The organism is Pseudomonas sp. PAMC25584 (genome assembly GCF_058135675.1).
Map to the genome: position 1 here is coordinate 2,797,620 of NZ_CM176870.1, position 21,584 is coordinate 2,819,203.

The window sequence follows — 21,584 nt, forward strand, 5'->3', positions numbered from 1 at the left end:
AGTACATCCCCCCACTGTGGATTGGAGCAAAGCTATTGTTCAAAAAACACGCATGTTACTTGAGCATTTGCTTGCTCGTTGCACCGCTGGTCGCAACAGCCGACGAAGTGCTGATGGACGCGTTGCCAGTGATTCCGGCGAGCCCGGTGCAACAGGCCCTTGCGCAGTTGCCCAGCGTCTGCCCCGGCCTTGCCCCGCGTATCGACGCGGCGACATTGGCGCGCCTGCAGGCGTTCTATCAGCAGCAGGGCGATGTGCCGCTGTGGGCCGCCGCCGAACGCCGCCAGGCACTGCAAGCGCAGTTGCTGATGCTGGCCGACGACGGCCTGGACCCCACCCACTATAGCCTGCCCATCGCGGATGCCGCGGCCAACGTGCTGTGCAGCGATATCGGCACCAGCGAGCAGTACCTGCACGCCCTGCAGGATTTGCATTACGGGCGCCTGCAGCAATCGCGCTTCGAACCGCTGTGGCATTCCCAGCCGCCCAGCCGCGACCCGGATACCGATCTGCTCGCCTTCGCCAGCACGGGCCTGCATGACATGGCGCAAGCCTTCGACCAGGCCCGCCCCACTGCGGATTTATACCGCAGCCTGCGTAACGTCTACTCCACGCTGCGCCAGCAGCCGTTGCCCCATTGGGACGCGGTCGCCAGCGGGCCGCTGTTGCGCCCCGGCATGGAAGACCCGCGCGTGCCGGAACTGGCGCGGCGTCTCTACCGTGGCGGCTACCTCGCCAGCGAACCCAAGGGCAACGGCAAGCAGTACCGAGACGAGCTGGTGCAGGCGGTCAAGGCCTTCCAGATCAGCCACTCGCTGCAATCCGACGGCGTGATCGGCGCCGGCACCGTGGCCGAACTGAATATCAGCCCGTTGATGCGCCGCGAACAGTTGCGTATCAACCTGGAGCGCTTCCGCTGGCTGAGCCAGGACCTGGAGCCCGAGGGCGTGCTGGTCAACGTCGCCGCCGCGCAACTGAGCGTCTATCAGAGTGGCATCCCGGTGTGGCAAACCCGCCTGCAGGTCGGCCGCGCCGAACGCCAGACGCCGCTGCTCAAATCGCGCATCACGCGGTTGACCCTCAACCCGACCTGGACCATCCCGCCCACCATCATGCGCGAGGACAAGCTCCCGGCTATCCGCCTCAACCCCGAATACCTGCGCCAGCAAAACCTCCAAGTGCTCGACCCCGAGGGCCGCCCGCTGGCCCCCGAACACATCGACTGGGCCCGCCCCGGCAACATCCTGCTGCGCCAGGAAGCCGGTCCGCGCAATCCGCTGGGCAAGATCGTCATGCGGTTCCCCAACCCGTACTCGGTGTACCTGCACGACACCCCCAGCCAACCGCTGTTCACCAAAGGCCCGCGCGCGTTCAGCTCGGGTTGCGTGCGGGTTGAACAACCCTTGCTGCTGCGCGACCTGCTGGTGACCCCGGCAGAACGCACTCGCACCGATGAATTGCTGGCCACCGGCGTGACCCATGAATTCCGCCTGGCCACGCCGGTGCCGGTGTTGCTCGGCTACTGGACCGTGGAAGTGGATCGCCAGGGTGGGTTGGTGTATGCGCCGGATATTTATGGGCGCGACCTGGTGTTGATGAAGGCGATGGGGAGCGTGCTCTGATTTGTCACAGTCCACAGCACACCCCATGACGCTGTCTTTCGTGAAGATGCACGCGCATGGCGACGATTTCATCATCATCGATCGCCGTGGTCTGGATGATCCGATCACCGCGCAGGTCGCTCGCCGCCTCGGTAATCGTCACACCGGCATCGGCTTCAACCAGTTGGCGGTGGTGCTCGATTGTGCAGACGCCGCCGCGCGGATCAAATTCTGGAACCCCAATGGCACGCCGCTGCAAACCTGCGGCAGCGCCACGCGCGGTGTGGCCGACCGGCTGATGCACGAAGCCGGCACCGATTCCATCGTGCTGCGTACTGACCGAGGTTTACTGACGTGTGTGCGTGAGTCGGGGCGGCGGGTGTCGGTGAATATGGGCGCGCCATCGCTGGGCTGGGAAACAGTGCCGCTGGCCGAGTCGATGGACACCCTGTGGTTGCCACTCGAAGGCAACCCGGCGGCGTGCAGCATGGGCAACCCCCATTGCACCGTCTTTGTCGCGGACCTGGCCGCCGTCGACGTGGAAACCCTGGGTCCGGCACTGGAAGCTCACGCGCTGTTTCCCGCCAGGACCAATGTGCATTTTGTCCAGGTTGTTGATCGCGGGCATATTCGCTTGCGTATCTGGGAGCGCGGGGGCGGGGTGCCGCTGGGGTCCGGCTCGTGCTGCTGTGGTGCCGTGGTGAATGGAGTTCGACGCGGCCTGCTTGACGATAGCGTTGAGGTGCACTGTGACGGCGGCACGGTCACCGTGCAGTGGGACGGGCAGGGCGGCGTGGTGTTGACCGGGCGCGTGGAACCGATCATGCACGGCATCGCCATGCGTCTATAGGATAAAGTTGGGCCTTGCGATGAATCCTCAGGTAACCCCTATCATAGGGCGGTTGCGACACTCTGCTGTGTTTGTGCTGGCGGGCGCGGTGGGGCTGTGCCGGGCCCTGTGCATGAGGGGCACTTTATCCTATGGGCGCGCGTCAGTAGGCGTCGGCAGAATACTCTGAACCTGGCCTCTCTGACTTATCGAAGGATCGACCCATGCTTATCGTCTTCAGCGGCCTGCCTGGCTGCGGAAAAACCACGATCGCCAGCGAACTTGCGCGCCAGAGCGGTGGCGTTTACCTGCGAATAGACGTGATTGAGCAGGCACTGCGCGATGCTCGGGCATTCGCGGGCGACGTGGGCGCTAGCGGCTATGGCGTGGCGAATGCGCTGGCGTTGAGTAATGTGCGCTTGGGTCATACGGTGATTGCCGACTGCGTGAACCCGGTCAGACACAGCCGGCAGGCCTGGACGGACGTGGCCGCCCAAGCGGGAGTGGCATTGCTCAACATTCAGGTGATTTGTTCTGATCGGCACAAACACCAATCCCGCGTGGAAGCCCGCGTTGGCGATATCGGCGGGCTGGTTCCGCCTAGCTGGCAATCCGTGTTAGCGCATGAGTTCGAGCCGTGGGATGAGGCGACTGTCACGGTCGACACAGCCTTCCTGAGCCCAGCCCAGGCCGTCGAGATCATTTTGAACAACATCACTGCACTTTAGAGCATGCTCCCCATCCTATGAAATGAGCTATCCGGCCATGGCGCTTACGCCAGCACAATGTAGTCGTTTTGTTGGATCACCGGCCGGTGCTGGCCTTGAACGAGGTGAAGGTAACGGCCGTCCACCAGGTCGATGGGCAGGCAGTCGTCGATATCCAGCACGCCGTCGGTGTGGGCCTGTGACCAGTGGCTCAGCATTTGTTGCTTGCCTTTGCGCGTCGCTTCCTTCTTGTCGCGGGCAACCACTAGCAGGTAGTGGTGCGCTTCGCCAAAGCGGTTGGCTTCATAGCCGCCCAGGTTGATGAAGTACAGGTGGTGCGCGCCGGCCTGGGGCGCCAAGTGGCTGAGCTCGACTTTCCAGCCGTCGATGCCATCGACCGCCATCCACGAATCGATGTGCACGCCCTTGGGGCTGCCAAACCAGGCGTCGCGCAACTGTGGGTAGGTGGCGTCCAGCGTATCCGCCACGGCGAATACCACGTCATGGACTTCGATCCTGGCCCGTGGGTGCTTGCCCCCGAGCATTACGACAAACAGCATTGCAGGCCCTTCCCGGCGATTTGGCAAAGGGTAACCATACTTCGATTGAACCCTTTTGTCCGGTGAATGCCACACTGTTAACCCGCGAACGCATCAGGAGGTTGTCATGCGAACCATCGATCTGGCCGGTGTTCCGGTCCCTGTCATCGGCCAGGGCACCTGGCGCATGGGCGAAGACCCGGACCAGCGCCGCGCCGAAGTCGCGGCGTTGCAGTGTGGCATCGAGGAGGGCATGAGCCTGATCGATACCGCTGAAATGTACGGCGAAGGCGGCGCCGAAAGCGTGGTCGGCGAGGCCATTCGCGGCAAGCGCGAGCAGGTGTTCCTGGTGAGCAAGGTCTACCCCCACAACGCCAGTCGCACGGGCGTGCCCCGTGCGTGCGACGCCAGCCTGCAACGGCTGGGCACCGACTACATCGACCTGTACCTGCTGCACTGGCGCGGTCAGTACCCGCTGGAAGAAACCGTCGAAGCGTTCGAGCGTTTGCGCGAGGCCGGCAAGATCGGCCGCTGGGGTGTATCCAATTTCGACGTGGCAGACCTGCAGGAGCTCGCTTCACCGGCCTGCGCGACCAACCAGGTGCTCTACAACATTCAAGAACGCGGCATAGAGTTCGACTTGCTGCCGTGGTGGCAACAACATCACTTGCCGTTGATGGCTTACTGTCCGATCGCGCAAGGCGGCGAGTTGCTGTCCAGCCCCACCCTCAAGCAGATCGCCCACCGGCATCAGGCGACGGCCGCGCAGGTCGCGCTGGCCTGGGTGTTGCGCCAGGACGGGGTGATTGCCATCCCCAAGGCTGTTACGCCGGAGCATGTGCGGCTTAACGCTGCGGCCGCTCAATTGGTGCTGGACGAGCACGATCTCGACGCCATCGAGCGGGTGTTCGGGGCGCCCAAGCGCAAGCATCCGTTGGCGATGGTGTGACGTGATAAAACCCGCGTGGCACTGCGGGTTCATGGCACGCGGTGTCAGCCGCTTACGCCATGCAACTCGCAGTAGGCGTCCCAGCTCATCCCCGCCATCTGCGCCACTTCCTTATGCACTTCAAGGCGTTGCGCTTCGAATGCCTGGGCGGATTCGGCCGTCAGCTTGAGGGTCAGCTCCCAGGCAAACAGCCCCTGGCGCTCGGCTTCGGCTTCGAACGCTTCATGCAGGCGTTCGGCGCGGTATTGCGCCAGGGTTTCGCCTTTGGCCTGGGCGGCCAGTGGGTTCAGGGTGTCCAGTTGGGTGAGTACATCCGGGTGCTCAAGCAGGAATCTGTCCAGCGCGCGTTGATGGGTATCGCCGGGTTGGGACAAGGGTTTACTCCTAGAAAAATGTCAGGCACCCGTGCCGGTGTCCTGGCGAGCCTGTCTACGCCGGGCGCGTTTGTGCAGGCGGCGGTTTATCCTGGTTCGAATGGGGTCAAGGACGAAGAGCAACAGGTACGCCGTCAGCACCAGCGTCAGGTCCATCCAGGTTTCGCTGATGGGCCCTGAAAACACTTCCACGAGCGCCTTGATCAGATAGAGCAGGGCAATCCCACATAACCACAGTACGGCGTTAAACATCAGTGGGTGAATAGTATTCGACCGCTTGTGTTGCATCTCGAACCTACCTCCTTGCGGCTTGCGACTTCAGCCTGTTCCCTGGTTGGAGCATCAGGGAATTCTGAAAAGTTGCTGATTTTACATCTTGAAGCTGGCTTAGGGATTGATTCTTGTCAGAAAGTTCCATTGCTCAATAGCGAACACGTCAGTGATCGTGCTGAGTAACCCGCAAAAGCGGGTGTGCGAGCGCAAAACTGGCCAAGGCGGCCAGACGCTCGGTGAAGTGCAATTTGAACAGTGTTCGCGCCATCTTGAGCACCCTCGGTGATAGGGCGACCGTGGTGCTGCAAGTGGCGCTGCGGGGCGATCAGTTGCCAGGTTTTGTACGCACTAAGCCTCGGCTTGGGCTGACCGGTATTCGCGCTGGGTCTGCTCGATCTCTTCGACCAAGCCATCGATCCTCGCCAGGCGCGCACGGTTGTCGTGGTCCCACGGATGAAAGCCCGGTTTGAAGTAGTGCAGCCACGGCCGAAACATCCGCGGGAACACGCCCTTGGGCCCATACAAAAACTTCAGCATGCGCCAGAACCCTTGGAGGTGCCCGCCGGCCTGGCGGTCGGCAATCAACAGGCGCACGTGGAAATCAAACACCACCAGCCAGAAGAGCAGCGTCGTGGTCAGCATGGTCCCGGTGCGCAGCAGGTAGCGCAGGGGCCCCGGCTTGATCACGCGGTTCCACACATCGAACGCCACCGCCTTGTGCTCGGTTTCTTCGAGGGCGTGCCAGTACCACATCTGCTGGTAGCCCTTGAGCGAATCGCCGAAGCGCGAGGGGTCGCTCAGCAGGATTTCCGCGAGCATCGCGGTGTAATGTTCAAGGGCGATGGTCACCGCCAGGTTGAACGACGGCGGCAGGTGTTTTTTCTGCAGGTCGAGGAAGAATTTCAGGCGCCGATCCAGGCGATGTGCTGGTAGGCCTGCGGCGTGCAGCAAATCGTTGTAGGCCACGTGTTCGCGGCTGTGCATGGCCTCCTGGCCGATAAAACCCTGGATCTCTCGTGTCAGCGCCGGGTCATCGATGCGTTGGCGGTAGTGGCGCACGCTGTCCATGAAAAACAGCTCGCCCTGGGGAAACAGCAGCGACAGTGCATTGAAAAAATGCGTAATGAACGGGCCTTGTTCGTGCCAGTTCTTGATGCGTTCGGCCGGCAAGGCAAAACGGATATCGCGACGGATCGGCAGCATGGGCTTGCTCCTGTTCAGAGACGGGGTTCGTCGTTGGTTTCAAGCACCTGCTTGCGTTGCTTGGGGGCCATACGCTTGCTGGCGAACACCACCAGCGCTTGATAGGCCGCCGGCAGGCAGCGGGCGAGTAGGTCGAGGAAATACGCATCGCGGCCGATGAGTACGCGCCGTTTATTCTTGCGCACGCCCTGCAGGATCACCTTGGCGGCCTGGTCGGCGTCGGTGATGAACAGCTTTTCGAAATCGGCGCGGGCCTGCTGTTCGCTGTGGATCAGAAAGCCCGTCATGTTGGCGTCGATGCGGCTGCTGCGACAGATATCGGTACGGATACCGCCGGGGTGTACGCAGGTGGCCGAGACGCCGCAACGTTGCAGGTCCAATTCCTGGCGCAGGGCTTCGGTAAACCCGCGCACCGCAAACTTGGTGGCGTTGTAGCCGCTCATGCCGGGTTGGGCAAACAGTCCGAACACGCTGGAGGTGTTGATCACATGGCCCGCGCCGCTGGCTTTGAGATACGGCAGGAAGGCCTTGGTCCCATGCACCACGCCCCAGAAGTTGATGCCGACGATCCATTCCAGGTCGCTGTAGTCCACGCCTTCGACCGTGCTCGACAGCGCCACCCCGGCGTTGTTGAAGATCAGGTTGACCTGGCCGTGATCGGCGACGCAGCGCGCGGACCAGGCCTCCATGGCTTGGCGGTCGGACACATCCAGCACTTGGGTGGTCACGAGCACCGGTGACAGTGTCGACGTCTTGATCAACGCCAAGGTCTGTTCCAGGCCTTGGCTGTTCTTGTCCGCCAGCGCCAGGTGGCAACCTTCGCGCGCCAGGGCCAAGGCCAACGCACGGCCCATGCCGGATGCCGCGCCAGTGATCGCCGCCACGCGGCCGTTGAAGGACTTCATGACAGGCTCCCTTCTGCGGTGGAATGTGGCGCAGCCGTTGCGCGGGGAGCCGCGTCAATCGGCGCCATGCTGGCGACATAATCCTTGAGCGCAAAATGCCGGGTGATTTGTTTGAAGCGCCAGGTCGAGCCCGGCCACAGGGTGGTGTTCTTGCCGGTGCGGGGGTCGAGGTACCAGCTCCGGCAGCCGCCGGTGTTCCAGATGGTGCGCGTGAGTGTGTCCTGCAGTTGGCGGTTGTAGGCCTGTTCCACCGCGGGTTTGACGTCTACCGTGGCGATGCGGTGGCGCTGCATCTGTTGCAGCGCGTCGAGGATGTAAGTGACCTGGGCTTCGATCATCAGGATCATCGAGTTGTGCCCCAGGCCGGTGTTGGGGCCGATGATCAGGAACAGGTTCGGGTAGCCCGGCACCGTGGTGCCTTTGTAGGCGTGGGCGCCGTCGTGCCAGGCGTCCATCAGGTCGACCCCGTGATGCCCGATGATGCAGTCGCGGGGCAGCGGGTCGGTGGCCTGGAAGCCGGTGCCGAAGATCAGGCAATCGGCTGGGTGCTTGAGGCCGTCGGCGGTGATCACGCCATCGGCTTCGATGCGCAGCACGCTGTCGGTCACCACCTGCACATTGCTGCGCGACAACGCCGGGTAATAGTCGTTGGAGATCAGCACGCGCTTGCAGCCGAGTGTGTAGTCCGGCGTCAGCGTCTTGCGCAGGGAAGGGTCGGCGACGTGTTTGTGCAAGTGGCGCAGGGCGACTTTCTGCACCATTTTCATTAGCCGTGGGTGCCGGGCAAAGCCCACCACGCGGCCTTCCAACGCCCAATAAAAGGCGCCGCGCACCAGCCGTTGGGTGAAGGGCAGGTGCTTGAACGCCCAGCGCTCAACACGCGAAATCGGCCGGTCGGGCTTGGGCATGATCCACGGCGGGGTGCGCTGGAATAGGTCGAGATGCGCCACCTGCGGCGCGATCTGCGGCACGAACTGAATGGCGCTGGCGCCGGTGCCGATCACCGCCACACGCTTGCCTTTCAATGAATACTGGTGGTCCCACTGCTGGGAGTGAAAGCGCGGGCCCTTGAAGCTGTCCAGCCCCGGGATATCCGGCAGCGCCGGGCGCGACAACCCGCCCATCCCCGACACCAGCACCCGCGCACTGACCTGGCGCCCCCCGCTGAAGCTCAGTTGCCAGCGCTGTTGCTGCTCATCAAACACCGCCCGTTGCAGGCCCATGCCGAAACGCAGATACGGCGCCAGCGCGAAACGTCGGGCGCATTGCTCCAGATAGGCGCGGATCTCCGCTTGCGGGGCGAATTGGCGTGTCCAGTCCGGGTTGGGCGCAAACGAAAACGAATAGACATGGGACTGCACATCGCAGGCGCACCCAGGGTAGTGGTTGTCGCGCCAGGTGCCGCCGAGTGTCTCGGCCTGCTCGGCGATAAAGAAGTCAGTAAACCCGGCTTCCTTGAGCTTGATCGCCATGCATAGGCCGGCAAAGCCTGAACCGATGATGGCGATGTCGATGGAATCACTGTGGGCATTCATAGGCTGTCCTGCGTGGGCATCGGATGTGCTCCTGTTTTTGTTTTGTCTTTTAGATAGAACACCATTGCAAAGAAAAATTGAATTACTTATTTTAAAAAAGATTTTAAATAATCTACCTGAAAATTTCGCCTACGCTAGTCCCTGGCTCCTCATGTGCGACGTGTCCGACGGTATGCACGAAGTTTAGGTCCAGGGTGTGGACGATGGCTGAGGCCCTGATCAATCCCGGTCGGGCGGTCGGCAGCAGGGAAGCAGAGGACCGAGCTATGGCTGTTGAATGGGTTATCGCTGCGGGTGTGCTGGTCGCAGCGAGCGTTTTGTTAGGGGGCTTCAGTGCCTGGATGACACGGCGCATTGAAGCGGCCGTTCCAGGCAACGGGCGCTTCGTCGAGGTCGATGGCGAGCGCTTTCATTATTACGACGAGGGCAAAGGCCCGGCGCTGGTGATGATTCACGGGCTGATGGGCAGCAGTCGCAACCTGACCTACGCCTTGTCCGGCCAGTTACGCCAGCATTTTCGCGTCATCAGCGTCGACCGACCGGGGTCGGGCTATTCCACCCGGCATCCGGGTACGGCGGCAGACCTGCCGGCCCAGGCCCGGCAAATCGCTGCCTTTATTCAGACGCTGGGCCTTGAAAAACCGCTGGTGCTGGGGCATTCCCTCGGCGGTGCGATTGCCCTGGCACTGGCCCTTGACCATCCCCACGCGGTCTCGGGGTTGATTTTGGTGGCACCGTTGACCCATCCCCAGCGCCTATTGCCGCTGGTGTTCCTGTCATTGGCGGTGCGCCCGGCGGGGTTGCGTCGCTGGCTGTCCCATACCCTGACCCTGCCTATCGGCCTGTTGACCAAAGGCTCGGTGGTCAAAGGCGTGTTCGCCCCCGATCCCGCTCCAGCGGACTTCGCCACCCGCGGCGGTGGGCTGCTCGGCATGCGCCCGGCCAACTTCTACGCGGCCTCCACCGAGATCAACCAGGTCAACGATCACCTGCCGGGCATGGTCAAGCGCTACCCGCAACTGACCCTGCCCATTGGCCTGATATACGGCGCAAAGGACAAGGTGCTGGACTTTCAAAAGCACGGCCAGGCCCTGGCGAGCCTGGTGCCCGGCGTCAAGCTGCAGTTGGTGGAGGGGCGCGGCCATATGCTGCCGATCACCGCCACGGAGCGCGTGGTGGCGGTGGTGGAACAGGTGGCTAAACGTGCCCGGCCGGTGCAAAACGCCACGGTGTTGCATCCTCCGTTCGCCCTGGCGAGCAAATAGTTGTGCCCTCCGACCTGCGGTTGAACGGCGTCAATGCCTGTCCTAGACACTTGACCCTGCGGCTGAAAAAGAGACTGCTCGGTCACGTCAATAAGGCCTTGAAAAACTAGTTGACGACCTAACGATTCCGCGTTATTTATTTAAAAAAATATTTCAATGTTTGTTTTGAAATGATTTTTGAAATGCCTAAGAGCGAATAACAATGAAAAAAACGTCTTTTATCGCATGGTTGATTTCCCGGAGCCTTGAGCGCTCCTCGAACCTGTTTTGCACCTGCCTTGTCTGGAGGTTGCCATGAGTCGCACCCTGGCAACCCCGCAGGTCTGGGCCGACGGCAAGCGCCACCTGTGGTGGCTCGGCATCCTGCCCCTGGCAACGCCTTTGCTCTCCGGCACGCTGGCGATCACCACCGGTATGCAACACCTGTGGTGGGTCGGCGTATTGGTCATCTTCGGCCTCATCCCACTGATCGATGGCCTGCTGGGCGAAGACGTCAGTAACCCGCCCGAGTCCGCCGTCAGCCACCTCGAATCCCAACGCTACTACCGCTGGATCGTCTACACCGGCGTGCTGTTCGTCATCGCTTCGGTGGTGATCACCGGCTGGCTGGCTGCCGGCGGCATCGACTGGATCATCAACGGCGGTTTGCTCCAGGCCACCGCCGCACTGGAACCTTCGAACTGGCTGGCAAAAACGGCCGCCTACATCACCTCGCGCACCCAGTTGCACGGTCAGATCGGCGCGTTCACGTACCTGGGCATGGCCATGTCGACGGGCGCCGCGACCGGCATCGCGATCAACACCGCCCACGAGCTGGGGCACAAACCCAAGCCGCTGGAAGTGTTCCTGGCCAAAGTCACCCTGGCGCCGACGTTCTATGGGCACTTCTACACCGAACATAACCGCGGCCATCATGTCCGTGTCGCCACCCCGGAAGATCCGGCCAGCTCGCGTCTTGGCGAGAGTTTCTGGGCTTTCCTGCCGCGCTCGGTGTGGTGCAGCGCACGCTCGGCGTGGAACCTGGAGCGCGAACGCCTGAGCAAACTCGGCCTGCCGGCCTGGCATTGGAAAAACGCCGTGCTCAGCGCCTGGATGTACAGCGTGGTGTTGTGGGGCGCGATGATTGCCTGGTTGGGTGCGGCGGTGATTCCGTTCCTGATCATCCAGGGCATCTACGGCTTTTCGTTGCTGGAAGTGGTGAACTACGTCGAACACTACGGCCTTAAACGCCAAAAGTTGCCCAATGGTCGTTATGAGCGTTGCTCACCGCGGCACTCGTGGAACAGTAATCGAATTGTCACCAATATCTTTCTGTTCCAGTTGCAACGGCATTCCGATCACCACGCCAACCCGACACGCAGTTATCAATCGTTGCGTCACTTTGATGAATCGCCGCAACTTCCCTACGGTTACGCAAGCATGATTGTCTGGGCTTATGTGCCGTACTTGTGGCGACGACGCATGGACCATCGAGTCCTCAGGCATTATGCCGGGGATATAACCCTGACTAATCTTCAACCCGCAAAACGTTTGCAGTATCTGGCGCAGTACGGCGGTAAAAGCAAAACGTTCTGATATGAATTGAAACGTTAAATAGCACGCTCGGGATCTTCGTGTGGCGCCGTTTTCTATCACCTGGAATTTTTCGATTTCATTGCAAGAAAGTTGTTTGACCCAACAAAAATAAAAGCAAGGGAAGGACGTACACCATGCAAACACCTGCCAAGTTCACCACCCATATCGTATTGGCCGCGTTGAGCCTGATTGTCTATCACCAGGCCCAGGCCGCGCGCATCGAACCTGCCGGCAGTGCGTTTACTGCCCAAGGCCCCATCAGCTTTTCCAAAGGCAAGCTGATCAGTGCGGACTGCACCATCAAAGTGGCCGGCAAGGTGGCGGCCGATGGCTCGTCCGTCAATGTCGACAAGGTCGAATTCGACGGTGGCCTCAAGTGCAGCCGGGTCGAAGCGATCAACCTGCCGTGGATATTAGTGGCCAAAGACACCCAAAGCGGCTCGATGTCGAAGATCAGCGTGGACGTCCACGCCTTCGGCCTGGGCGGCAAGTGTGGCCCGTCCACGGCCGATGGCACCTGGGATAACGCCACCGGCAAGTTGGAAGCCGCCAATGTGCCGATTGGCGAAGACTGCAAGATCAAGGCGGTGTCGATCAAGATGCCGGCCAACTTCAAAGTTGTCGAATAAACACATCCAACTGTTGTAGCGGGAATTGAATTGAGATTTGGCTGGAAAGGGAAGTTCTGCAGTTTCTCCGTGACCTCTCGATCATGGCCATTACCCCTGGCGAAATGATTCGCCATAACATGTGAGGAAAAATAATGAAAAGTTTGAAAACTCTCGTGTCGTTGACTGCGCTGACTGTGTGTATGGGGGCTGCCTCCATGGCAAATGCTTATAGCATCAGCCCAGTGAGTACCAGCTTTACCGCGCCCGGCACGATTTCCGTGAAGTCGCCATCTTCCTACCAGGCCACTGTTAACTGTGGGGCAACTTTCACTGGCAATGTCGACGCCACTGGCGTTGCGAAAATCACAGGTGTTGCGATCACCGGCGGCGGCCTTTGCGGTCTGCCAAAAATCACCGGCCTGCCTTGGACTCTGACGGCCACCGCTCCGGCGGCGGGCTCTGTCGCCAACGTGGGTTACACCATCGCCGGTTCGATTCTGTACCCCGCCTCCAACTGCGGCCCTTCCACCATTGCGGTGGGTTACAGCGGCGGTGTGCTGACCGCTAGCAACCAAGCACTGGCCGGCAGTTGCACCGTGGTAAGCCTGAGTGTTACCCCATCGCCAGCATTGACCATTGTTCCTTGATGGCGGCTTGAGAACGAAGGGCTGATCACCCGTTGAAAGACAGGCGCCTCAGGTGAGGCGTCTGTTTACTCAAGGCAGGCTGAGCTGCATGGGAATTTTGGATAGTCTTCCAACTGCTGGGACTTAGACAATGCACAACTTCACCACTCGAGTTTCTTTGACTGCGTTGCTGATTGGCCTGGCGTGTACATCCAGCATGGCCAGCGCGGCAACTTTTGCCCCGGCGGGTGCATCATTTACCGCTACCGGCTCAATTGCGACGGCGGTCAAGTTGTTGGTATTTACACCCGTCCCCTGCAACCTCGCACTGACGGGCCAAGTTGCCGCTGACGGCTCCAGCGCCAGTATTACCGGTGCCACTTTTACGCCCGCCAATGGCACTAACGTCCTCTGCACCCTGTCCGGGCCACTGAACTTGCCCTGGACGCTTGTACCGACAAATGCCAACACCGCCACGCTTTCCGGTTTCAGTGAAAAGGCGGCTTACGACAATTGCGACACCCCCAGTGTGCTGACGACACAGTGGAGCGCTGCCAACAACACCTTCAGCATCGCCAGCCCTTTTATGGTGAATGCCAATTGCAGGATCACCACTTTCAGCTTCAAGCCGTCGCCGGCGCTGACGATCAATCCTTGACCGGGCGACCCAACTGGCAAGACGAACCGGCCGGCGCCGGTTCAGTGAAATAACAATAAGGAGTGCCGTATGAATAATAAAAAACAACAGATGCGGGTTTTGCTGGGGTTGGCGTTAATCGGAGGGGTGATAGTTGCCGCCCCGGTGCAGGCCGGGGGCTTCTCCACACCGACGTATGGCGCGCCAGGCTGGGGCAGGGCGTTTGCCGGTGGCTCGCTATTTAAGAACGATCCAAGTTCTGCCTATAACAACCCGGCGGCCATGGCGTTTGTTGACCAGAATGTCGCGCAGATGACGGTTGATTACGCGCGCATCAAGATCAAATACAAAGGCACTGCTTCCGACTATGCGGGTAATCCGATTTCCAGTACCCCGTTGGACGCAAATGGTTTCCCCGATTCCACGGCCACCACCGTCAATAACAACGACGGCGGCGAAGGTGGGTTTACGGCCTGGTTGCCGACCGGTTTCATGGTAATGCCCCTGGGTGATCGGTTTGCTTTCGGCTTGAGCCAAGTCGTGCCGCAAGGCATGCGTTCCACTTGGGATGAAGACTCCAAGCTGCGTGACTTCGCTGTTGATACCAAGATTGAAACCATAGGCCTGACGGGCTCCCTGTCGTTCAAAGTCAACGACCAGTTCGCTATCGGTGGCGGCCTGATCGTGCAACACAGCAAGGGCTTTGTCAGCCAGAACATCGACTTGTTGTCCGCCGCGGCCGTTTCCAACTCGGTGCTTGGCGGCATCAATTTCCCATCGGATGTCGGTACTGCGTTGATGCGCGTCAAGGTCGATAACGTTTCGGTCGGCTGGTTTACCGGTGTCGTATGGAAGCCGACGGATCAAGATACGCTGGGCTTGAACTACCACGCCAAAATCAAGAACAAGATGACCGGCAAATACAACATTTATGCCGATAAGTTCTCCTACAACCTGATGACCCAACCGAGCCCGTTTGGCGGCAGCGGCACGCTGGTCAATACGGCATACCCTGGGTTGGAACTGCAACCTGACGGTGCCCATGCCAGTACTCAGTTGGACATCCCAGCCACTGCTGGCTTGGACTGGGTGCACCAGTTCAACGATCGCTTCACGATGGGGGCGAGCGTGACCTGGACCGAATGGTCGTCGTTCAAGGACCTGACGCTGAAGTCCGGTGACATGACCATTGTGTCGATTCCCTATAACTACAAAAACAGTTGGATGTACTCCCTCGGGGGTGACTACCGTGTCACTGACGAGCTGACATTGCGTGCGGGGGTGGCGCTTGACCAGACGCCGACTCGCAACTCAACCCGTGACCCACGGATCCCGGACGGTGATCGTACATTCCTGTCGCTGGGGGCCGGGTACGAGGTCAAGCAGGTTAAAGGTTTGAGTGTTGATGTTGCCTATTCCCACCAGTTCGTGCAGGAGGTCAATCTGAAAACCAAGAATGTCGATCGCCTGGGGGGCGCAAGCCTTGATGGCAAGGCGGAGTCGTCCGGTGATGTGGTCAGCCTGTCCGCGACGTACAAGTTCTGACGCAGTTGAGGGACTAAGGAGAGGGCACCTGGCGCATCCGGGTGCCCGCATCCTGAGTTTCTGTTCATCACTGGGCGCACGCAAGCGGGGCCGATTTTTTCACCTGCCGACCGTGGCGGCTGAGTCATTCAGCCGCTGATTGTTTCGTCTAAGCATTAAATAAAAATTTCAAAACTAAATTTTAATTTAGCTTTCCAAGTTTCTAGTGTGGCCCTACGCCGCAGTTCATATCGATCTGCACAAGCGTTTGCCACACCCTGAATCGAGTAGAGGTATCCCCATGATGATCTGGTTATTGGTGGGTTTCGCAGCCGCGATTGCCCTGGCGTATCGACAAGCCGCCGCTATCCACTGGCTGGGCGCCGGCCTGGCCTGGCTGGCGGCCGGCTACCTGTTCAACGTGGTCGCCGTTTTCGGCACCACCGTCGTGGCGCTGTTGGTGGTGTTGCCCGCGTTGTTGATGACAGTCAAACCGCTGCGTCGCAGCCTGTTGACCAACAAGGCTCTGAGCCTGTTTCGTACAATTATGCCGGCGATGTCCGACACTGAGCGCGCGGCCATTGAGTCTGGCACCGTGTGGTGGGACGCCGAGCTGTTCAGCGGCAAACCCGACTGGCAACGCTTGCTGCAAGCCGCGCCGGCCAGCCTCAGCGTCGAGGAACAAGCGTTCCTCGACAATGAAGTCGAAACCCTGTGCGACATCGCCAACGACTGGGAAACCACCCAGGTCTGGCAAGACATGTCCCCCGCAGGCTGGCAGTACACCAAGGACGCCGGTTTCCTCGGCATGATCATTCCCAAGCAGTACGGCGGCAAAGGCTTCTCTCACTACGCGCATTCGCAAGTGGTGATGAAGCTGTCGACACGCTGCTCGGCGGCAGCGATTTCGGTGATGGTGCCCAACTCCCTGGGCCCGGCGGAACTGCTGCTGCATTACGGCACCGATGCCCAGCGCAATTACTACCTGCCGCGCCTGGCGCGTGGCGAAGACATCCCGTGTTTCGCGCTGACCAGCCCGTATGCCGGTTCCGACGCCGGGGCGATTCCAGACCTGGGCATCGTCTGCAAAGGTCTGCACGAAGGCGAGGAAGTGCTGGGTTTCAAGGTGACCTGGGACAAGCGCTACATCACCCTTGGGCCGATTGCCACGGTGCTCGGCCTGGCGTTTCGCGCCGAAGACCCGGATGGCTTGCTCGGGCAGCCCGGCTCGCTGGGGATCACCTGTGCGCTGATCCCGACGTCCCATCCCGGCGTCAACAGCGGTCGCCGTCACTGGCCGCTCAACGCGGTGTTTCAGAACGGTCCCACCACCGGCAAGGATGTGTTCATTCCCCTGGAGTGGGTGATCGGTGGCCGCGAACAAGTCGGCAACGGCTGGCGCATGTTGATGGAATGCCTGGCGGCCGGCCGGGCGATTTCCCTGCCATCGGCCAACGTCGGCCTGGGCAAGGTCGCGGTACGCGGCACCAGTGCCTATGCGGCGATGCGCAAACAGTTCGGCCTGCCCATCGGCAAGTTCGAGGGCGTGCAGGCGCCGTTGGCGCGCATGGCCGGGCATTTGTATGCCTGCGATGCGGTGCGCAAGGTGTCGGTGGCGTCCCTGGATGCGGGGGAAAAACCCTCGGTGATTTCCGCCATCGCCAAGTACCACGTCACCGAACGTGCGCGGATGATCGTCAACGACGGCATGGATATCGTCGCGGGCAAGGGCATCTGTATGGGCCCGAATAACTTCCTGGCCCGTGCTTATCAACAAAGCCCGATTGCGATCACGGTGGAAGGCGCGAACATCATGACGCGCTGCCTGATCATCTTTGGCCAGGGCCTGATTCGTTGTCATCCCTATGTGTTCCGCGAGATGGAGGCCGCGCGCAACCCCGACCGGCGCAAGGCGCTGGAGGCGTTCGACCGTGCGATGTTCGGCCATGTGAGCTTTGTCCTGGCCAACACCATACGCGCAGCGGTGCATGCGTTGACCGGCGGGCGCTTGATTGGCGCCCCGGTCAAGACCGACCCTGCGTTGGCGTCCTACTATCGCCAGGCCAATCGGCTGTCGGTGGTGCTGGCGTTGATCTCGGATGTTTCCATGGGCGTGCTCGGCGGTGCGCTCAAGCGCAAGGAAAGTATCACCGGGCGTCTGGGCGATATTCTGTCGCAGTTGTACATCCTGTCCTGCGTGCTCAAGCGCTTTGAAGATGACGGCCGGCCGCAGGCGGATTTGCCGCTGGTGCATTGGTCGGCCCAGGATGCGTTGCTGCGCGCCCATGAAGCCCTCGCCGAAACACTCGATAACTATCCGTCGAAAGCCGCGGCAGCGCTGGTGCGCGGCTTGAGTTTTCCGTTTGGCATCCCGTTGCGCAAACCCTCGGATCGGCTGCTGGCTCAGGTGGCGGATGTGGTGCAGACCCCCGGCGAAACCCGTGAGCGCTTGCTGGCCAATTCCTACATCCCACGTCCGGAAATCGACAAGCTGGCCTACGGCGAATTGGCTTTCCGCCTGGTGCCGCAGGTGGAGCTGATCGATGCGCGGCTCAAGCCTGCGGTCAAGCAGGGCTTGCTTGAACCGATGCCGATCGCCGCCACGGCCTTTGCCGCCTGGCGCGTCAAGGCGCGGGCGCTGGACTTGATCAGCAGCGATGAAGACGCCTTGCTCGCGCGCTATGTGGAATATGCCGACCATGCCATCCAGGTCGACGACTTCCCGCAGGACTTCGGCCTGCTGGAGGCGTTGCAGCAACGTAAGCACGTGTTGGAACCGTCCACCAAGCGTCGTACCAGCCAGGGCGAGAATGCTTCGGTCAATTGAGTGGCACTGAATGAACGCGCCCAGATGGCTCGGGCGCTCATGCCGATACCGTATTGAGAGTGGATGTTTATATGAGTGACAGCTACCTTTCGTTCGTCAATTCCCCCTGGGGCCGACGCCTGGCCCAGGCCATCGGCCTGCCGCAACCGTTGCCGCTGCAACGCCATCGCAGTGGCCAGCAAGGCCTGGCCAACCCGGTGATCGTCGCTGGGGCAGGGCGCCTGACTGCGCAAGTGCAACAGATTTTCAGCGCCACCGACACGGTCGCCGCCACGGCGGCGACCCTCAAGGCGCCGTCCACGGTCAAGGTGCAGGGGGCGGTGTTCGATGCCACCGGCGTAGTCGACCTGCAGCAGCTCGATGAGCTCTACGTATTTTTCCACGCCAACGCTAAGCGCCTCGCCCAGCATGGCCGCGTGGTGGTGCTCGGCACCGCCCCGGAACACTGCAAGGATTTGCCCCAGGCCATCGCCCAGCGCGCCCTTGAAGGCTTGGTGCGTTCGTTGGCCAAGGAACTGCGCCGGGCGATCACCGTGCAATTGATCTACGTCGCGCCGGGGGCCGAAGACGCCTTGGACAGCAGTCTGCGCTTCTTTCTGTCGCGCCGTTCGGCCTATGTGTCGGGGCAGGTGGTGCGCCTGGAAAAGCCGGTGGACGGCCCGGTGGCGGTCAACTGGGACAAGCCCTTCGCCGGTCGACGCGCCCTGGTCACCGGCGCTTCCCGTGGTATCGGCTTGGCGATTGCCCAGGTGTTGGCGCGGGACGGCGCGCATGTCGTGTGCGTGGACGTGCCTCAGGCGCAGAACGCGCTGCAGCAGGCCGCCGCCAGTGTTGCTGGCTCCGCGCTGGCGCTGGACATCACCGCAGCGGAGGCGGTGTCGCTGTTGCAGGCGCATGTCAGCCAATATGGCGCCTTCGACGTGGTGGTACATAACGCCGGGATCACCCGCGACAAGACCATCGCCAAGATGACCGAAGTGGCCTGGCGCAGTGTGTTGGCGGTCAACCTGGAAGCGCCGTTGCAACTGAGTAACGCGCTGCTGGAAGGCCAGGGCTTGAACCCCGGTGGGCGGATCGTGTGTGTGTCGTCGATTTCCGGCATCGCCGGCAACCTTGGGCAAAGCAACTACGCCACGTCCAAGGCCGGGGTTATCGGCCTGGTCCATGGCCTGGCACCGCTAGCGGCGGCGCAACAGGTCACGGTGAATGCGGTGGCGCCCGGGTTTATCGAAACCCAGATGACCGCAAAGATCCCGCTGTTGATCCGCGAAGCGGGGCGGCGCATGAATTCGCTGTCCCAGGGCGGCCAGCCGACCGACGTGGCCGAAACCATCGCCTGGCTGGCTCACCCGGCGTCCGGCGGCGTCAACGGCCAAGTCGTGCGCGTGTGCGGCCAAAGCCTGCTGGGAGCTTGAATCATGGACTACTTGACGCAGATCATCGACCCGCCGCCGTCGCGCATCGAGTTGCTGCTGGACAGCGTGCGCGCCTTGCGCAAACCCAAGCTCGACGGCGCGCCTGAGTTGCCCAAGGCGCGCCTGGTACGTTCGGCGGTGGCGTTGTCGGCCGCCGACATCGCCACCTATGGCCGCGCCTGTGGTTTCCGGCGTGAGCAGGGCGTGCCGCTGTCCTATCCCCATGTGCTGGCGTTCCCGTTGCACCTGATGTTGCTGACCCGGCCGAGCTTCCCATACCCGGCCAGCGGCATGGTCCACCTGGCCAACCGTATTCGTCAGCAGCAGCGCTTGCACGAAGGCCAGGCCCTGCGCCTGGAAGTGTTTTGCGAGCGCTGGGTCGCCCACCCCAAAGGGCAGGCCTTGAGCATCGCGACCCGCGCCTACAGTGCCGGCACCCTGGTGTGGGAAAGCGACAGCCTGTACCTGCGCCGGGAGATTAAAAATCCCTTGGGGGAGCCTTGGAATGACGGACTGCCGTTACAGCAAGAGGGCCTGCTGCGCACCCAGCGCTGGGTGCTGCCAGCCGATTTGGGGCGGCGTTTTGCCGCTGTTTCGGGGGATTTCAACCCGATCCACACCTCGTTGATCGGCGCGAAACTGTTTGGCTTTCGCCGCGCCATCGCCCATGGCATGTGGACCCTGGGCCGCGCGTTGGCCGCCCAGCAGCCACCCGGTGGCCTGGACCAGGCCGAAGCCCATTGCGACTTCAAGCTGCCGATCTTCCTGCCCGGCCAGGTTGCCCTGTGGAATCGCCCGGTAACCGGCCCGCGCCGTGAATTTGAAGTGCGCAATGTTGCCGGGGATAGACCCCATATGCGCGGGTTGTTCATCTGGAATGAGAGCCTTAAATGAGTGACTACAGCTTCAACCCGGCCCCGACTCGCCGTGTGGCGATCATCGGCGGCAACCGTATTCCGTTTGCCCGTTCCAACACGGTGTATGCCCACGACAGCAATCAGGATTTGCTGGTGGCGGCGCTGCAAGGCCTGGTCGACCGCTACAACCTGCACGGCCAGCGCCTGGGCGAGTTTGCCGCTGGCGCGGTGATCAAGCACGCGCGGGATTTCAACCTGGCGCGTGAGTCGCTGTTATCGACCACGCTGTCCGCGCAAACCCCGGCCTACGACCTGCAACAAGCCTGCGGCACCGGCCTGGAAGCGGCCTTGCTGGTGGCGAATAAAATCGCCCTGGGTCAGATCGAGGTGGGCATCGCCGGCGGCGCCGACACCACGTCCGACGCGCCCATCGGCATCAATGAAGCACTGCGTCACACCTTGCTCGCGGCCAATCGCGCCAAGGCCCTGGGCGACAAGGTCAAGGCGCTGCTGAAGGTGCGTCCGTCGATGTTCTTCAAGCCGCTGCTGCCGCGCAATGGCGAGCCGCGCACCGGCCTGTCCATGGGCGAGCACTGCGAAGAAATGGCCAAGCGCTGGCAGATCAAGCGCCTGGCCCAGGATGAATTGACCCTCACCAGCCACCAACGCCTGGACGCGGCCTACCGGCGCGGCTTCTTCGACGACCTGATCAGCCCCCATCGCGGCCTGGCGCGGGATAACAACCTGCGCGCCGACACCGGCCTGGAAAAACTCGCCGGCCTGGCCCCGGCTTACGATCGGCAACATGGCACGCTCACGGCGGGCAATTCCACGCCCCTGACCGATGGCGCCTCGGTGGTGTTGCTCGCCAGCGAGGCGTGGGCCGCCGAACACGGCTGGCCGGTATTGGCCTACCTGCGCACTGGCGAGACGGCGGCGGTGAATTTTGTCGACGGCAGCGAAGGCCTGCTGATGGCCCCGGCCTACGCCGTGCCACGCATGCTCAAGCGCGAAGGCCTGGGCTTGGCCGACTTCGATTTCTTCGAGATTCACGAAGCGTTCGCCGCCCAGGTGCTCTGCACACTCAAGGCCTGGGAAGACGCCGACTACTGCCGCGAACGGCTGGGGCTGGACGCACCGCTGGGCGTCATCGACCGCGCGAAGATGAACGTCAACGGTGGCTCCCTGGGCTGCGGTCATCCTTTCGCCGCCACTGGCGGCCGGCAATTAGCGGCGTTGGCCAAGGCCATTCACGAGCGCGGCGGCGGTCGCGGCCTGATTTCGATCTGTGCGGCGGGCGGGCTGGGCATTACCGCCATCGTCGAAAAGTAG

General features: G+C 61.6%; 20 protein-coding genes. 14 read left to right on the forward strand and 6 right to left on the reverse strand.

What is annotated here, in order from left to right; translation table 11 throughout:
- Positions 1 to 35: 35 nt before the first annotated feature.
- The 3 genes from ACS5Q8_RS12895 (at position 36) to ACS5Q8_RS12905 (ending at position 3,158) form a co-directional block, all read left to right on the forward strand.
- Positions 36 to 1,622 carry a L,D-transpeptidase family protein gene (locus tag ACS5Q8_RS12895; RefSeq protein WP_443694345.1) on the forward strand — a complete coding sequence of 529 codons (1,587 nt, stop codon included), beginning with the start codon at positions 36 to 38 and terminating at the stop codon, positions 1,620 to 1,622.
- Between the two features lie 25 nt (positions 1,623 to 1,647).
- Entirely contained in the window at positions 1,648 to 2,451 is an 804-nt protein-coding gene (dapF, locus tag ACS5Q8_RS12900) for a diaminopimelate epimerase (RefSeq protein WP_443694347.1), read from the forward strand.
- 203 nt (positions 2,452 to 2,654) lie between these two features.
- A complete protein-coding gene (locus ACS5Q8_RS12905; RefSeq protein ID WP_276197817.1) occupies positions 2,655 to 3,158 on the forward strand; it encodes a P-loop nucleotide/nucleoside kinase family protein in 504 nt (167 codons plus the stop codon).
- 44 nt (positions 3,159 to 3,202) lie between these two features.
- On the opposite strand, the gene ACS5Q8_RS12910 is transcribed toward ACS5Q8_RS12905, so the two are convergent.
- Positions 3,203 to 3,697: a DUF1543 domain-containing protein gene (locus ACS5Q8_RS12910; protein WP_276197818.1), complete on the reverse strand. Its 495-nt coding sequence runs from the start codon at positions 3,695 to 3,697 to the stop codon at positions 3,203 to 3,205.
- Between the two features lie 106 nt (positions 3,698 to 3,803).
- Here ACS5Q8_RS12910 and ACS5Q8_RS12915 point away from each other — a divergent pair, with 106 nt between their 5' ends.
- On the forward strand, positions 3,804 to 4,625 hold the full coding sequence (locus ACS5Q8_RS12915) for an aldo/keto reductase (RefSeq protein WP_426102048.1): 822 nt from the start codon (positions 3,804 to 3,806) through the stop codon (positions 4,623 to 4,625).
- A 44-nt stretch (positions 4,626 to 4,669) separates the two neighbouring features.
- On the opposite strand, the gene ACS5Q8_RS12920 is transcribed toward ACS5Q8_RS12915, so the two are convergent.
- The 5 genes from ACS5Q8_RS12920 to ACS5Q8_RS12940 all read right to left on the reverse strand — a co-directional run bounded on the left by ACS5Q8_RS12920 (position 4,670) and on the right by ACS5Q8_RS12940 (position 8,915).
- Positions 4,670 to 4,999 carry a DUF6388 family protein gene (locus tag ACS5Q8_RS12920; protein WP_276197820.1) on the reverse strand — a complete coding sequence of 110 codons (330 nt, stop codon included), beginning with the start codon at positions 4,997 to 4,999 and terminating at the stop codon, positions 4,670 to 4,672.
- Positions 5,000 to 5,020: 21 nt separating this feature from the next.
- On the reverse strand, positions 5,021 to 5,287 hold the full coding sequence (locus tag ACS5Q8_RS12925) for a hypothetical protein (RefSeq protein ID WP_276197821.1): 267 nt from the start codon (positions 5,285 to 5,287) through the stop codon (positions 5,021 to 5,023).
- A 333-nt stretch (positions 5,288 to 5,620) separates the two neighbouring features.
- Positions 5,621 to 6,475 carry a metal-dependent hydrolase gene (locus ACS5Q8_RS12930; RefSeq protein ID WP_276197822.1) on the reverse strand — a complete coding sequence of 285 codons (855 nt, stop codon included), beginning with the start codon at positions 6,473 to 6,475 and terminating at the stop codon, positions 5,621 to 5,623.
- Positions 6,476 to 6,489: 14 nt separating this feature from the next.
- The gene (locus ACS5Q8_RS12935; protein WP_465160277.1) at positions 6,490 to 7,380 is read right to left on the reverse strand and encodes an SDR family NAD(P)-dependent oxidoreductase; all 891 of its coding nucleotides are present in this window, start codon (positions 7,378 to 7,380) and stop codon (positions 6,490 to 6,492) included.
- Entirely contained in the window at positions 7,377 to 8,915 is a 1,539-nt protein-coding gene (locus ACS5Q8_RS12940; RefSeq protein WP_465160278.1) for a flavin-containing monooxygenase, read from the reverse strand. Before ACS5Q8_RS12940 ends, ACS5Q8_RS12935 begins: the two co-directional genes overlap by 4 nt.
- A gap of 266 nt (positions 8,916 to 9,181) precedes the next feature.
- Here ACS5Q8_RS12940 and ACS5Q8_RS12945 point away from each other — a divergent pair, with 266 nt between their 5' ends.
- The 10 genes from ACS5Q8_RS12945 (at position 9,182) to ACS5Q8_RS12990 (ending at position 21,584) form a co-directional block, all read left to right on the forward strand.
- Positions 9,182 to 10,180: an alpha/beta fold hydrolase gene (locus ACS5Q8_RS12945; RefSeq protein WP_426102054.1), complete on the forward strand. Its 999-nt coding sequence runs from the start codon at positions 9,182 to 9,184 to the stop codon at positions 10,178 to 10,180.
- A 294-nt stretch (positions 10,181 to 10,474) separates the two neighbouring features.
- Positions 10,475 to 11,755, forward strand: coding sequence for an alkane 1-monooxygenase (locus tag ACS5Q8_RS12950; RefSeq protein WP_276197826.1), 1,281 nt, complete (start codon positions 10,475 to 10,477; stop codon positions 11,753 to 11,755).
- Positions 11,756 to 11,889: 134 nt separating this feature from the next.
- Complete coding sequence (praA, locus tag ACS5Q8_RS12955; protein ID WP_426102056.1) at positions 11,890 to 12,384, forward strand: alkane oxidation protein activator PraA; 495 nt, start codon at positions 11,890 to 11,892, stop codon at positions 12,382 to 12,384.
- A gap of 134 nt (positions 12,385 to 12,518) precedes the next feature.
- The gene (gene praB, locus ACS5Q8_RS12960; RefSeq protein ID WP_276197828.1) at positions 12,519 to 13,013 is read left to right on the forward strand and encodes an alkane oxidation protein activator PraB; all 495 of its coding nucleotides are present in this window, start codon (positions 12,519 to 12,521) and stop codon (positions 13,011 to 13,013) included.
- A 130-nt stretch (positions 13,014 to 13,143) separates the two neighbouring features.
- On the forward strand, positions 13,144 to 13,650 hold the full coding sequence (locus ACS5Q8_RS12965) for a protein activator (protein WP_276197829.1): 507 nt from the start codon (positions 13,144 to 13,146) through the stop codon (positions 13,648 to 13,650).
- A 69-nt stretch (positions 13,651 to 13,719) separates the two neighbouring features.
- The gene (locus tag ACS5Q8_RS12970) at positions 13,720 to 15,174 is read left to right on the forward strand and encodes an outer membrane protein transport protein (RefSeq protein ID WP_276197830.1); all 1,455 of its coding nucleotides are present in this window, start codon (positions 13,720 to 13,722) and stop codon (positions 15,172 to 15,174) included.
- A 280-nt stretch (positions 15,175 to 15,454) separates the two neighbouring features.
- The gene (locus ACS5Q8_RS12975; protein ID WP_465160279.1) at positions 15,455 to 17,980 is read left to right on the forward strand and encodes an acyl-CoA dehydrogenase; all 2,526 of its coding nucleotides are present in this window, start codon (positions 15,455 to 15,457) and stop codon (positions 17,978 to 17,980) included.
- A gap of 71 nt (positions 17,981 to 18,051) precedes the next feature.
- A complete protein-coding gene (locus tag ACS5Q8_RS12980) occupies positions 18,052 to 19,395 on the forward strand; it encodes a 3-oxoacyl-ACP reductase (RefSeq protein WP_276197832.1) in 1,344 nt (447 codons plus the stop codon).
- Between the two features lie 3 nt (positions 19,396 to 19,398).
- Positions 19,399 to 20,289, forward strand: a complete 891-nt coding sequence (locus tag ACS5Q8_RS12985) for a MaoC/PaaZ C-terminal domain-containing protein (protein ID WP_276197833.1) — start codon at positions 19,399 to 19,401, stop codon at positions 20,287 to 20,289.
- On the forward strand, positions 20,286 to 21,584 hold the full coding sequence (locus tag ACS5Q8_RS12990) for an acetyl-CoA C-acetyltransferase (RefSeq protein WP_276197834.1): 1,299 nt from the start codon (positions 20,286 to 20,288) through the stop codon (positions 21,582 to 21,584). Before ACS5Q8_RS12985 ends, ACS5Q8_RS12990 begins: the two co-directional genes overlap by 4 nt.

What these genes read in the sequence shown, in the direction of transcription:
- dapF (WP_443694347.1), top strand. Translation starts at nt 1,648, where the DNA reads ATGACGCTGTCTTTCGTGAAGATGCACGCGCATGGCGACGATTTCATC.
- ACS5Q8_RS12905 (WP_276197817.1), top strand. Translation starts at nt 2,655, where the DNA reads ATGCTTATCGTCTTCAGCGGCCTGCCTGGCTGCGGAAAAACCACGATC.
- ACS5Q8_RS12910 (WP_276197818.1), bottom strand. Translation starts at nt 3,697, where the DNA reads ATGCTGTTTGTCGTAATGCTCGGGGGCAAGCACCCACGGGCCAGGATC.
- ACS5Q8_RS12915 (WP_426102048.1), top strand. Translation starts at nt 3,804, where the DNA reads ATGCGAACCATCGATCTGGCCGGTGTTCCGGTCCCTGTCATCGGCCAG.
- ACS5Q8_RS12925 (WP_276197821.1), bottom strand. Translation starts at nt 5,287, where the DNA reads ATGCAACACAAGCGGTCGAATACTATTCACCCACTGATGTTTAACGCC.
- ACS5Q8_RS12930 (WP_276197822.1), bottom strand. Translation starts at nt 6,475, where the DNA reads ATGCTGCCGATCCGTCGCGATATCCGTTTTGCCTTGCCGGCCGAACGC.
- ACS5Q8_RS12935 (WP_465160277.1), bottom strand. Translation starts at nt 7,380, where the DNA reads ATGAAGTCCTTCAACGGCCGCGTGGCGGCGATCACTGGCGCGGCATCC.
- ACS5Q8_RS12940 (WP_465160278.1), bottom strand. Translation starts at nt 8,915, where the DNA reads ATGAATGCCCACAGTGATTCCATCGACATCGCCATCATCGGTTCAGGC.
- ACS5Q8_RS12945 (WP_426102054.1), top strand. Translation starts at nt 9,182, where the DNA reads ATGGCTGTTGAATGGGTTATCGCTGCGGGTGTGCTGGTCGCAGCGAGC.
- ACS5Q8_RS12950 (WP_276197826.1), top strand. Translation starts at nt 10,475, where the DNA reads ATGAGTCGCACCCTGGCAACCCCGCAGGTCTGGGCCGACGGCAAGCGC.
- praA (WP_426102056.1), top strand. Translation starts at nt 11,890, where the DNA reads ATGCAAACACCTGCCAAGTTCACCACCCATATCGTATTGGCCGCGTTG.
- praB (WP_276197828.1), top strand. Translation starts at nt 12,519, where the DNA reads ATGAAAAGTTTGAAAACTCTCGTGTCGTTGACTGCGCTGACTGTGTGT.
- ACS5Q8_RS12965 (WP_276197829.1), top strand. Translation starts at nt 13,144, where the DNA reads ATGCACAACTTCACCACTCGAGTTTCTTTGACTGCGTTGCTGATTGGC.
- ACS5Q8_RS12970 (WP_276197830.1), top strand. Translation starts at nt 13,720, where the DNA reads ATGAATAATAAAAAACAACAGATGCGGGTTTTGCTGGGGTTGGCGTTA.
- ACS5Q8_RS12975 (WP_465160279.1), top strand. Translation starts at nt 15,455, where the DNA reads ATGATGATCTGGTTATTGGTGGGTTTCGCAGCCGCGATTGCCCTGGCG.
- ACS5Q8_RS12980 (WP_276197832.1), top strand. Translation starts at nt 18,052, where the DNA reads ATGAGTGACAGCTACCTTTCGTTCGTCAATTCCCCCTGGGGCCGACGC.
- ACS5Q8_RS12985 (WP_276197833.1), top strand. Translation starts at nt 19,399, where the DNA reads ATGGACTACTTGACGCAGATCATCGACCCGCCGCCGTCGCGCATCGAG.
- ACS5Q8_RS12990 (WP_276197834.1), top strand. Translation starts at nt 20,286, where the DNA reads ATGAGTGACTACAGCTTCAACCCGGCCCCGACTCGCCGTGTGGCGATC.